This is a genomic window from Nocardia sp. alder85J (assembly GCF_020176955.2).
In the GTDB taxonomy this organism is placed as follows: domain Bacteria; phylum Actinomycetota; class Actinomycetes; order Mycobacteriales; family Mycobacteriaceae; genus Nocardia.
Window position 1 is genome coordinate 1 of record NZ_JAIUCZ020000013.1, and the last position, 12,049, is coordinate 12,049.

Genomic DNA, 12,049 nt, shown 5'->3' on the forward strand with positions numbered 1-12,049 from the left:
CTAACGCTAATCAATCCGAACCGTCTGACGGTAGATGGCCCCGCACTTCGGATCAAACCAGTAGGTACGCGTCCACCGATTCGCTGATATCCGCCTCCCTCGGGTCAGCGCAGGATGCAGGCGTGAGTTGTTCACCGGTATGCGGCATCACAGTGCGTTCGGCGATGCGGTGCCGATCAGGTCCCACGAGGACGACTCCGAGATTCCGGCAAACCTGCTATCGAGAACATCGGACCCGCCGTACAGCCGATGCGCCGACAGGAGTTGGCAGGATGTTGTCGCACCAGCAGGGGGTGTTAGGGCGCAGTACCGCCGGGACGAGTCCAGCGGTCGAGTGGCGGGACCTAATGGAGCGTGTGCTGGTGGCGACCCATGCCGCCCGGCGCAGGGCTCATCCCCGCACGCGCGGGGAGCGGGCGACACACCGTTTCTGCGGGCGGTGCAGGACCTGTGGCTCATCCCCGCACGCGCGGGGAGCGGGCCGAGCAGCTGGCCGCCGAGTTTGAGCAGCGGGGCTCATCCCCGCAAGCGCGGCGAGCGGGTGACCATAGTCGAGGGCAGTTACCTGTTGTGGGGCTCATCCCCGCACGCGCGGGGAGCGGGCAGAGGGCACACGACACATGGATCTGAGAGAGGGCTCATCCCCGCACGCGCGGGGAGCGGGGCGGGGTCGGCCACCGCGGGCCCGTCGCCGAGGGCTCATCCCCGCACGCGCGGGGAGCGGGATCAGGCCCGCGTCGGCGAACGCTTCGTACAGGGCTCATCCCCGCACGCGCGGGGAGCGGCCGAGAAGGTATTCGACGTCCTGGGTGCGGGCGGGCTCATCCCCGCACGCGCGGGGAGCGGTGTTGCAGCTTGGCCAGGTTGAGCCGGTACATGGGCTCATCCCCGCACGCGCGGGGAGCGGCTCGGATGCGAGCCTTTCGCGGTGTGCCGCGAGGGCTCATCCCCGCACGCGCGGGGAGCGGTTGTCGCCGGGCTTACGGCGTTGCGTTTCGGGGGGCTCATCCCCGCACGCGCGGGGAGCGGACGGTTCCGGTGCCGGTGGTGCTGTGGGAAGAGGGCTCATCCCCGCACGCGCGGGGAGCGGTCCAGGGCCGCCGCAGCCAGCGCGGCGGGCACGGGCTCATCCCCGCACGCGCGGGGAGCGGTGCGACGGAGTGATCGCCGACCGCACCTGGACGGGCTCATCCCCGCACGCGCGGGGAGCGGGCCCGTTCGCCGATCTTCGCGCCGGGCGAGGCGGGCTCATCCCCGCACGCGCGGGGAGCGGCCTACCCCCAGTCCCCCTCCCAGCGGGAGGGGGGGCTCATCCCCGCACGCGCGGGGAGCGGCACCGGCCGCCTCGGCGGCAGGTAAGGCAATCGGGCTCATCCCCGCACGCGCGGGGAGCGGCCCGGGTTGCCGCCGATCGTGGCACCGGACCCGGGCTCATCCCCGCACGCGCGGGGAGCGGAGCTGTCCGGCGCCCCGGTGCGGGGAGTTGGGGGGCTCATCCCCGCACGCGCGGGGAGCGGCGCCTCATCCACGGGCCCGAAACGAGAAGGGGCTCATCCCCGCACGCGCGGGGAGCGGCGGGCCGAGTGGGATCCGGCCGCCGCGCAGATGGGCTCATCCCCGCACGCGCGGGGAGCGGCGATCCTGGGAGGCCGATCTCCAGGGGCGGCGGGGCTCATCCCCGCACGCGCGGGGAGCGGACTTCCTGACCAGGGGGTTCCTGTGCGGTAACCGTGTTTCTCTTTCACTTTTCGTCGCCGTTGTGGGCGGTGCGGCGTTGGGTTGCTTTGCGGTATCTGCTGGCTTTGCTCCAGCCTGGTCGGGGTTTGACGGTGGTGCTGGTGTTGCCGGTGTGAGGTCGGCGCATGAGGTGGATGCCGTCGATGTCGACGGGTTCCCAGTCGTGGCGGTGGACTTTGAATGCGAGGCGTTGTTCGGTGCGGGTGGAGTAGATCATGATGGCGCGGCCGTCTTTGGCGAGTTCGACTACTCGCTGCCAGGCGAGGTCTCGGACGCGGGCGGTCGGCACGCCGACGAACACTCCGGGGCTGATCTCTAGGAACCAGCGGGTGAGGTGGCCGCGCAGGCCGGCTGGGCAGGCGGTGAGGACGAGTACTACCACGGGACTTCCTCGTCGTCGTAGGAGATTCCGGCGGTGACGTTGCCGGATCGGTCCCATAGTTCGACGATGTCGGCGTCCCAGGTGTCGGCGGCGTCGGGTTCGTCGGGCAGGAGCAGTGTGTGGATGTCTTTGCTGCAGCGGCCGAGTAGGCCGCCGGCGTGGATGGCGTCGCGGACGGCGCGGCGGGTGGCCGAGGGGATGTCGTCCACGTCGTCGGCGGCGATGTCGAAGGCGATGGGGATGGCGTATTCGGCTTTGTAGAGGTCGGCGAGGTCGAAGACGAACGAGCGTTCGTGGCCGGTGTGTACGAAGCCGAGTCCCGGGGTGCAGCCCAGTGCGACGACTACTGCGTGGACGAGGCCGTAGAGGCAGGTGGTGGCCGCGGAGAGGGCTTGGTTGACTGGGTCGCTGCCGCTGAAATCGTTGGGGTTGTAATCCCTTCTGGTCCATTCGATTCCGGTGCGTTCGGCGTGTTCGCGGTAGATCCGGCGGACGCGGGCGCCTTCGCGGCCGCGTAACTGTTGCATGGTCAGGCCGCTGGTGTCGTCGTCGGGGAATCGCATCGCGTACATGGCTCGGGCGACCTTGAGCCGGGTGGTCTGGTTGGACACGGCCAGTGCTTGGGCTTCCAGCAGTCGTGATGTTCGGGCCAGTGATCGGCCGTGTGCGTAGTAGCGGACGCCGCGCTCGCCGACCCAGACTGTGGTGGAACCGCTTTCGGCGAGCAGCATCATGGCGTGGTGGGTGATGCGGGTGCCGGGTCCGAGGATCAGCGCGCCGAGGGTCGCGGCGGGAATGTGGACCACGCCGCGTTCGTCGGTGGCGGTGATGGCGTTGGCGTCGCGGTGCACTACCGCTCGCTCGAGGTAGATGAACGACAAGCGGTCCTGGGCGCGGACGAGTTCGCCGATGCGGACCGGCCGGACGCCGGGGATCTCTTTCATTGGGTCGGCGCGATTGTCAGCAGGCCGCATCCGTATCCTTTGGCGCGGCCGATGCCGCCGGTCAGCGCTGCGCGCAACAGGATCGGATCGGACACGGTCAGTGTCCCTTCGAAGGTCGCGACGGACAAAGTGACCGGGGTGTTGTGGCGCTGAAACCGGAGTGTGTCGCGGGCGATGAGTCTGACGTCGTCCTCACGCTGGTCTTCCGGCCCGCATTCGGTGAGGATGAATCCGGCGCGAGTTGCTTTGCGGCGCAACCAGTCCAGTTGTTCGGCGGCGCTAAGGCCGGCGATTTTCCCGCGGTCTTTCACATGCCGGCCGGTGTTTTCGGTGCGGGTCCGGTCCAGTGTGGAGCGCACGGGGTTGGCGGTGAGCCGGAAGTGCCAGCGTTGCCCGGTGGTGAGGGTGTCGAGCAGCTGGTCGTATTTGCGGGTGGCCCATGCCGCGGTGGTCGGCCATCCGGTCTGCTCGACGATGTGGGTGAAGTCCGGTTCGTGGGGGCTGACGACGTAGAGGTGGATTGTGGCATCGCGCTGGTCCAGTCGCCACAGCACGCGGCCCTCGCCGGATGCAGGGCCGGGGGTGTCGGGTGGGAACGCCGACAGGACCGCGGCGTGGATGACCTGTGGTGAGGCGAGGAATTTGCGGGTGTCACGGCGGGCGGGGTTGATGGGGATTCGGGAGAGAAACATCAGGCACCGCCGAGCGCGGACATCGGGTCGTGGGTGTGCGCGGTGCCGTGCGGGTTGTCGACCGGTGCGTGGTCGGTGATCACCGTGCGCCAGGCGTATTCCCGATGGGTGGGGTCGAAACTCACCGGGACGTCGCGGACTCGTTCGGTGAGGACATCGACGGCGTCGGGTGCGCCGGTGTCGGTGTCGCGTAGCTGGTCCCGGAAGATGGGCAGGTGCAGTAGTTGTGGTTGCCGGCACCTGTACCAGTGGGCGGCTTGCCAGGTGCTGGTGTCGTGCAGCACGTCCGGCAGCAGGCCCTCGCGGATGCCGCCGAGGACGACAGGTTCGGTCACCGGGCAGGATCTGCGGCCCAGATACAGCGGGAACGCGGGGTTCAGCAGGGCGGTCCGGATACCGTCGAGCAGATTGCGGTCGCCTTGGATACCGGCGACGAAGACCGCGTCGGCGAGGTAGTAACGCTGTGACAGGGGCAGTTGTTTGCCATCGGTGCGGCGGACCGCGACCTGGAAATCGCGGATCAGGGTGCCGGGCTGGTCGATACGGACGCCGAAGGCCAGGCCGACGAGTGCGGTTTCGATCGGGTCGGTGCGGCGGCGGCCCTGGGCGGCGGCGATCAATCCGAGTACGCCGCTCTTGGAGGGGTAGTGCTGGGTGTCGCGGCGGGCGAATCTGCTGGCCACACCCCAGGATTGCAGCGGCGCGGCCAGTCTGAGCAGCAGGACGCTCACGACGCCTCGCCCAGCGCCGCGGTGACCCTGGCTGCGACCTCGGTGACGATGTCCGACAGCGGTGCGGGTTCGGCGAGGGTGGTGAGTTCGGCGGCGCCGTCGCCGGCGGCGACGACGAAATTCACGGTGCCGCCGTTGCCGTAGGCGTTTTCGATGGCCTGGTAGCGGTCGGCCAGTGCTTTCGCGGCACCGATCGCGCGGGCGGATCCGGCCGCGTTGACCGGTTCCTCGAACGCGGTCACCAGGTTCACTGGTTGATCGGTGCGCAGGCTGACCAGGACCGCGTCGGGGAGGGTGCGGTGGGCGAAGGTGTTCTGTTTCCCGGTCGGCATACTGCGGACGAACGCGGTCACGAACGCGGCGACCGCGCGGACGGTCGCGATGTCGTCGCCGAGGTTGGTGCGCAGGGCTTCGATGTTGACCGTGGCGTATCGGTACAAGGTGGAGGAGTTGAATTCGACGAAGCCGATCATCCCGGCGCCGGTGTTGTCCTCGGGGGCACGGTCGTCCACGGCGGTGTAGTAGTCGAATTCGTTGTTCACCGCGTGAACGCTGATCGCGTGTGCCACTTGTGCTGCCGCGTCCACGTTGAGGTCGGCGGCGTCGGCGACCATGCGGCCGAATAGGGCGACGTCGATACTGTGCGTGGATTGCGCCGCGGCGCGCGCGGCGGCCTTGTCGACCGGTTCCCCGGTGCGGGCGGCCTCGATCGCCAGTGCTGCCAGACGCTGAATCTGTGTGGCACTGAGGAAGATCAGATATTTCGATTGTTCCACCTCGTCCTCGGCGGCCTCGTTCTTCTTGCCGCGTTTGGGTTTTTCGAGGTCCTTGACGCCGGCGGCCTTGATCACCTCGATCGCGGCGGCTTCGGGTTCGGTGATATCGGTGGAGGTGGCGGTGATTGCGGCGGCGACCAGTTCCACGACCCGTTTGGTGCGGACTCCGAGTGTGGCGGGGTCGACCAGGTCGGCGAACATCGTCCGGGTCGCGCGTTTCCATGCCTGGCTTGAGACCCGGGCTCGTGGAACACCCCCGTAGACAGCGGATTTCGGGCTGCCGGTGTCGTCGCGGTTGACGTTGCTCGGCGGCACCGTCTGCAGGACGTGTACGTCGACGAACAAGCGGGTCATTCGGAATCGCCTTTCACTGTGGTGTTCTTGAGGTCGTCGGTGCCGGTGTCCGGCTCGTTGCGGTGGTAGTCGCGGCCCCACTGCAACAGCACCCCGGTGGCAGTGGCCCGGTCACCGAGGCGGCGGAGATCCCGGGCCAGGCGCCCGTAGTCCACGGGAATCGCCTGGGTACGCAGCTGGCTGAGCAGCGCGCGCAGGGATGTCATTCGCAGGTCCCGGTGTTGCGCGGTGCCCAGGACGTGGAACCGGCGGCGTACTGCGTCAACGGCCTCGGTGCGGCGGCCGAGGGTGTTCAGTGCGGCGCCGAACGAGGCGCCGCGGCGGTGCATGGGTTCCGGTCGTGACTGTTGGTGCCACGCGTGCAGGGTGATCGCGTCGTGTGCGGCCTGCTCCCACGCCGTCGGTGCCCCGTCCCGCTCGGCGGCCCGGAACTCGCGGGGATCGGTCAGCGATTCGGGCAGGTCGCCGAGGGTCGGTTTCCAGATGTCGGGCCGGCTTCCGGCCGGGGTGGCCACTGCGCGGCGCAGCCGGGCCATGATGGCGACGGCCTGTGGGTCGTCGCGCAGGTATTTCTTTTGCAGGGCTGCGACGCGGTCGGCGACGAATGTCTCCAGCGCGCTGTCCTTGTCGCCGAATGTACTCACGCAGCAGGCTCTTTCTCGGTCGTCGTGCGGGGATACGCCGCGGGCAACGTGCGGCGTAGTCGGGCGTGGAACCACTTCTGGGCCAGGCCGGTGTCGAGGTGCCGGCCCTGGACTTCCCGGCCGACCCACGCCGGTGCACCTGCCGCGGACACCAGATCGTGTGCGACGGGCTCGATCACGGTGCGCACCGTCTGCTGCCAGTGGTCTTCGTAGGGGGCGCTGCGCTGGTCGGCGCGTGGTGCCAGCCCGGCCAGCCAGCGCCGGTACGGGGCCTCCAGATCGAAGAAGCTGCGTTCGCGGGCTCTGTCCCGTGCGCCCTGAGAATCACCACCGGCGGCGAGGGCGAGGTTGCCGGCCAGGGTGGCGATCGCCTCGACGCAGTCCTCGGCAACCTGCACGGCGCCGATCGCGCAAGTACGCAGGTCGGGGTCCGACGACAGCAATCCGACCCGGAACCCCAGGGTGTCGTCGAAGATGTCGCCGACCACCGACTGGTTGTTGATGTACTGCATTCCCGTCGCGTGCAACCGCACGGGATGCGTCGGGGACAGCGCTTCTTCGTCGAGGAGGTAGCGGATCCATTCCATCACCCCGGCAGCGATCGCCCGTTGCTGGGTGTCGCCGGTGTTGGCGACCTCGGCGATCAGCGACGCGAACCCGCGCCACAGCGCACGCCGAGGATCATGGGTCATCGGATAATGCTGTGGCCGACCGGATTTCTTGGTCTGCGCCGGGCTGTACCGCCACGCGGTCATCGGTTCCAGCAGATGCTGATTGGCCGGGTCGAGTGCGTCACCGTTGCACAGCACCACCCCGGTGACGTGTGCCCCGTCGTGCACCAGACGGACCCGCCGGCTCTGCCAGGTGCACAGATCCGCAGGACCGGCCGGGCGGCGGTCCTGCCGTTGCGCCGGGCCGTACGGATCACGCTCCCACACCGGCAGATCGTCACCGTCGAACCGTGCTCCGTTGGTGTCCAGCAGGACCAGATTCAGCAGCAGCGTCTCGCGCACGGTCGCACCCTCGACGAACACCCCGCCGAGATTGCCGGTCCAGGCCACGCCGATCGGATACCCCTTGTTGTTCTTCACCCGCGCGTCACCGACCGCGCCGGTCTTGATTCCCGACGGATCGAACGCGTGCACGTGCACCACCCAGCGCGCGGCCTCGGCGAAACCGATCCGCTGCACAGCCTCACCGGCACGGGTGGTGAAGTACTTCTCCCCGTTGGGCACATCCGCGATCACCCGGTCCAGACCGCTGACCGCGTCGGCCGCCGACCGCAGACCCGCCACCTGAAAGAACGGCTTCTCCGGATCGAGCAGATGGAAACGGTCCGCATACCGGGCCAGGTACTCATCGATCTCGGCCACCGGCAGTATCGGGGCCCGCCACAGGTCTTCCCACACGGTCGCCGCCGATCCCGGCCGTGCGGCGACGCTGCGGCGCAGCACCGTCAGCAACAGCCGCAGGATCGCGAACGCCTGGGTGGGCAACTCGCCGGTGATCGCCGACAGGTCGTGCGCGGCCGCGAACACGTCACGCAGCGACAACTGCTGTGGTGTTCCGTGGGTGTCGATCGCCGATATCCAGGGCTGGTCCAGAAGGTCGAAATCGTTTGTGCTCGTTGTCATGTCAGTTCCCGATCCGTTCGATGAGCAACCCGAGACGGTTGTCGTAGCGCAGCTGGTGGCCGGCGACCACCGCGCAGCCGTCCTCGTCGAGCTCGAGGACGAGTTCACCGGCCAGCCATGGTGATTGCTGCCATCCCGGATAACACGCGGCTTCCAAGGCGTCGATGACGACACCCATCCTCCCGTAATTGGTCAGCATCGCCGGAAGCCGGATCGTGCACGCCGCCAACGCTTTCGCCAACCCAGGATCCGGCGGCGCGTCGGTGGGGACCAGCCGACCACCGTAACCCGCCGCCTCGTCCAGCGCGTACACCTCGGCCCCGGCTCTGCGGACCATGATCGCCTCGATCGTGTCCTCCGCGTCACGCACCTGCGCCTGGCCTGCCACACCCTCGAGGTCGTCGGGTACTCCCACCGCGATCCAGCCCCGCAACGTGGACATCTCCCCGTACGGACTGCCGAGCAGGTAGTCGCGCGCGCGAACCTGCTGTCCCGCAACGAATTCACGCCATCTTCGCTCCGCGCCGGCCATCACGTCCTCCCAGCCGCCGGGACACACCACGGTCTCGGCATACGCGCCGGCCACCAGCTGTGGCACCTCGTCCGGAATCCGGATCACCGGATCGGACCGGCCTTCCAACACCGCCGCGGCGCGCAGCAGCCGCGCAGCGCCGTACACTGCCACCGACCCTTTACCGGGTACCGGCACCGCCGAGGTCCGGTCGACACCCCGAATCGGGCAGCGCGGCAGCGTAACCCGTGACGGCCGGTCCGGGCGGACGTGCCGGTGCAGGCGGCCGATCCGTTGCAGCAGCAGATCCATCGGCGCCAGATCGGTGATCAGCAGATCGACGTCGATATCGAGCGATTGCTCGATCACCTGCGTTCCCACCAGCACGAACCGGCCCGGCCGGACCGCCTTCGACGGTGGCCCGAGCGCGGCGCGCAGCCGAGCCTCCAGCGCGGCCCGATGCGAGGCCACGAAACGCGAATGCACCAGCAGCAACTCGTCCTCGGCGAATCCTGGATCCTCGGACAAGGCCGTGAACATCTGCTGCGCGCGAGCGACCGTGTTACAGACGATCCCCGCCACACCGCCTCCGGCCAGCGCATCACGTACCACCGCCACGACCCCGGCCAGATCGTCGGCGATCCACTCCGACACCACCTCGATAGACCGACCCGACGCCGGCACCGGCGCCGGATCCACCCCCGGTGGCCACACCGTCACACTCGGATAGGTCTCCGCAGTCACCGCCGCGACGGCCGGATTCCCGCCGGACGCACCCCGGCTGTAGGCATCGACCAGCGAAATACGCTGCGCTGGAGGCAATGTCGCAGACAACAGCAGCACCGGCACCCGGTAGGCGCCGAGCCACTCCAAGCAACGAGCCAGATACGTCGACATGTAACTGTCGGCGGCGTGCACCTCGTCGACGATCACGACCTTGTTCGCCAACGCCAGATGCCGCAACATCACATGCCGCGTCTTCAACGCCGCACGCAACACCTGATCGATGGTCCCCACCACGACATTCGCCAAAGGGCCCTTCTTGCCCACATACCAGGAATGCGCCGCGACGCCCGAATCGCCACAGTCGACACCGATCGACGCGAACCCCTTGTGGCGCAGCTCGCTGAACGAGGAGTTCAACGCCGCTTTCCCATGCGCCAGGAACATGCTGCCCACCGCATCCGGTAGCCGCTGCGCCCACTCCCGCACACGATCGAACATCGCATTCGACGTCGCCATCGTCGGCAGCGCCACGAATACCCCGCCGAACCCGAACCGGCGCGCCAAGATCTCCGCCGCCAACAGCGCCGCCTCGGTCTTCCCCTCACCCATCGGCGCCTCGACGATCATCAGCCCCGCCACCGGCATCCGCTCCGCCACCCGGACACACTCCGCCTGCAACGGCCGCACACCGGCACCGGCAGGCAGATCGAACCGGGCACGGAACAATTCCGTACCCGACAACCGCGCCGACGGGCGCCACGGTGCCGGCAAACCCAGCACCTCCCACGCCTCCACCGCCGCCACCGACGACACGCGTGCACTGTCCAGCGGGAACAGGTCCTGGTTGCTGGCAATCCAATCCGACACGATCACCGCCGCCGTCAGCAACGCCTGCACCGTCACCGGCAACGCGATCCGCTGCCACTGCGGCAAACGCCCCAGTACCCCCACCGATTTCGTGACATGCAACATCAACTCGTCACGACTGGAAATCCACTGCCCCTCACCGAGTAACGCCCGCTGATGCGGTGCCGACTGCGACTCCGAACGAGTCGGCGGCACACCGTGATGACTACCCACCACGATCGAATACGACTGCGCCACTTTCCTTCCCCACCCCAACCCCAGCAGGAACCGCTCCAGCTCGGCCTGCCCGGCCAGCCCGTGCGGCAACGCCCGACGATTCGCTGGAGGATTGCGCAGATCCAACCCCTTGTCATGCATTACATCAGCCAACGCCGGAACCTGACACGCGAACGCCGGCGTCAACTTCCCCACATCATGGACACCCGCCAGCCACCGCAACAACAGCCGACCATCGGCCGGTCCCTCTGGAAACCCCTCGGAAATCACACGTTTCGTGCTCTCCGGAAGCCACCGGTCCCACACCAGCCCCGCCACCGCCGCAGAATCCGCCAGATGCCTTACCAGAGAAAGGCTTCCGCCGTCACGATCACTTTTCGCCCACGCGGACAACGTCGACGCCGACAACATGAACCCCCCCGATCCAGAAGCAACGAGCTATGACAGCAACCCCAACGGCAACAGACTAGCGGGCACCATCGACACAAACAGCCGATCCGACCGAACACCCACATCGACGCGGCAGCGACACATCAACACAGTGACCATCGCTGCCAACTTCGCCGAGCTCCCCTCGCGGTGCCTCTGGAACCCCTCGCCGCCACCCGCGAGCCGTCGGAGAACCTCATCGGCCCGGACGTCTGAAGACCGCGACGGTTGCGATGAACACATTGGCGGCGACTTCCCAATCCGCCAGCACGCCAGCAACAGTCGCGAAGAACGACCCCATCACCAGGATCAGCACTGGATGAACACCCCATGTGGACGAACCGTCATCGGGTGAGCCATGGGAAGAGCTCTTCGCTGGCGGCCCTGGCAACTTCATGTCCGAACTCCTAACCTCGTGACCCTGAATTCATCTGTGCATCAACCCCTCCCGAGAGACGGGCGACGCAATCGAAGCTGCCGGGAAGCCAGCTTGTTTGACGTTGTAAACGCAAGCTTACGTCTCCAAGGTTGGCAATCAAAATGTAGTCGGTCAGCCGCGAGGGGAGGCACTGTTCGATAGGGGCAACCGGTCTCGTGTGGTTCATGGTGCCGGCCAAGCGGCGATGGCCGCGAGGATGGCCTTCGTTGCATGAAGGCCACCGACTCGGGTTCTGGAACCGGCGATCCCCGCAGGCGCGGGGAAGGTACTGCACAGCCCAGGTTTCGACGTCACCAAGGGGCTCATCCCTGCACGCGCGGGGAATGCGAACAGACTACCGAGCGTCCTGATACAGGGACCTGCTGGCCAGTGCTGCCGCGGCACAACGGATCACGGATATCGTTGCGACGAGGTCGGTTGTAGGCAGGGCCAAGTCGGGGTCGTGGTTTGCGAGCTACCCTGATGTCTACGGTGACATCGACACGTGTCAAGATCGACTTGGGTCGATCGAAAGTGAATGAAAAACCGGCTTGGGCGCCAAGAACCGCGAGGCCAATAAGTGCTCCCCGCACGCGCGGGGATGAGCCCGGGCAATGCCGCCGTGCGTGGCCGGGTTGCCAGTGCTCCCCGCACGCGCGGGGATGAGCCCTACTGGCTGGCGTCGCGCTGGCGCTCGAGGAAGTGCTCCCCGCACGCGCGGGGATGAGCCCATGGATTTCATCCCACGCGGCCTCAACCGCCCGTGCTCCCCGCACGCGCGGGGATGAGCCCGAGGCCGCGGGTGCGATCTTGGCTACCGGGTCGTGCTCCCCGCACGCGCGGGGATGAGCCCTCACGCAGCACGATCAGAGACCGGGTACCGTCGTGCTCCCCGCACGCGCGGGGATGAGCCCTCCAGCTCGACGCGCACCGGTCCGGCCAGCACGTGCTCCCCGCACGCGCGGGGATGAGCCCGGATCTTCGCCGT

General features: G+C 67.9%; 8 protein-coding genes and 2 CRISPR repeat arrays (1 of these 10 cut by a window edge). All 8 genes read right to left on the reverse strand.

The genetic code is table 11. The features are described 5' to 3' along the window. Nucleotides 1-387: 387 nt before the first annotated feature. Nucleotides 388-1,697: a CRISPR direct-repeat array (repeat unit 29 nt; unit sequence GGGCTCATCCCCGCACGCGCGGGGAGCGG). Nucleotides 1,698-1,741: 44 nt separating this feature from the next. Genes cas2e through cas3 form a run of 8 tightly spaced genes read right to left on the reverse strand, consistent with a single transcriptional unit; the run spans nt 1,742 to nt 10,625 of the window. Continuing rightward, nucleotides 1,742-2,119: a type I-E CRISPR-associated endoribonuclease Cas2e gene (gene cas2e, locus LBW94_RS36665; RefSeq protein ID WP_225062668.1), complete on the reverse strand. Its 378-nt coding sequence runs from the start codon at nt 2,117-2,119 to the stop codon at nt 1,742-1,744. Beyond that, entirely contained in the window at nt 2,113-3,063 is a 951-nt protein-coding gene (gene cas1e / locus LBW94_RS36670) for a type I-E CRISPR-associated endonuclease Cas1e (RefSeq protein ID WP_225062669.1), read from the reverse strand. The genes cas2e and cas1e overlap by 7 nt, the downstream gene beginning before the upstream one ends. Beyond that, nucleotides 3,060-3,755: a type I-E CRISPR-associated protein Cas6/Cse3/CasE gene (gene cas6e / locus LBW94_RS36675; protein ID WP_225062670.1), complete on the reverse strand. Its 696-nt coding sequence runs from the start codon at nt 3,753-3,755 to the stop codon at nt 3,060-3,062. Before cas6e ends, cas1e begins: the two co-directional genes overlap by 4 nt. After that, nucleotides 3,755-4,486, reverse strand: a complete 732-nt coding sequence (cas5e, locus tag LBW94_RS36680) for a type I-E CRISPR-associated protein Cas5/CasD (protein ID WP_225062671.1) — start codon at nt 4,484-4,486, stop codon at nt 3,755-3,757. Before cas5e ends, cas6e begins: the two co-directional genes overlap by 1 nt. Continuing rightward, nucleotides 4,483-5,616, reverse strand: coding sequence for a type I-E CRISPR-associated protein Cas7/Cse4/CasC (gene cas7e, locus LBW94_RS36685; RefSeq protein WP_225062672.1), 1,134 nt, complete (start codon nt 5,614-5,616; stop codon nt 4,483-4,485). Before cas7e ends, cas5e begins: the two co-directional genes overlap by 4 nt. After that, nucleotides 5,613-6,260: a type I-E CRISPR-associated protein Cse2/CasB gene (gene casB / locus LBW94_RS36690; protein ID WP_225062673.1), complete on the reverse strand. Its 648-nt coding sequence runs from the start codon at nt 6,258-6,260 to the stop codon at nt 5,613-5,615. Before casB ends, cas7e begins: the two co-directional genes overlap by 4 nt. Further along, nucleotides 6,257-7,894 (reverse strand): type I-E CRISPR-associated protein Cse1/CasA, encoded by a 1,638-nt coding sequence (gene casA / locus LBW94_RS36695; protein WP_225062674.1) that lies wholly within the window; start codon nt 7,892-7,894, stop codon nt 6,257-6,259. Before casA ends, casB begins: the two co-directional genes overlap by 4 nt. Before the next feature lies 1 nt (nt 7,895). After that, complete coding sequence (cas3, locus tag LBW94_RS36700) at nt 7,896-10,625, reverse strand: CRISPR-associated helicase Cas3' (RefSeq protein WP_255635373.1); 2,730 nt, start codon at nt 10,623-10,625, stop codon at nt 7,896-7,898. A gap of 1,016 nt (nt 10,626-11,641) precedes the next feature. Further along, nucleotides 11,642-12,049: direct repeats of the CRISPR family, unit length 29 nt; unit sequence GTGCTCCCCGCACGCGCGGGGATGAGCCC (it continues 109 nt past the right edge of the window).

Coding starts and splice junctions, on each gene's coding strand:
- cas1e (WP_225062669.1), bottom strand. CDS start 3,063: ATGAAAGAGATCCCCGGCGTCCGGCCGGTCCGCATCGGCGAACTCGTC.
- cas6e (WP_225062670.1), bottom strand. CDS start 3,755: ATGTTTCTCTCCCGAATCCCCATCAACCCCGCCCGCCGTGACACCCGC.
- cas7e (WP_225062672.1), bottom strand. CDS start 5,616: ATGACCCGCTTGTTCGTCGACGTACACGTCCTGCAGACGGTGCCGCCG.
- casA (WP_225062674.1), bottom strand. CDS start 7,894: ATGACAACGAGCACAAACGATTTCGACCTTCTGGACCAGCCCTGGATA.
- cas3 (WP_255635373.1), bottom strand. CDS start 10,625: ATGTTGTCGGCGTCGACGTTGTCCGCGTGGGCGAAAAGTGATCGTGAC.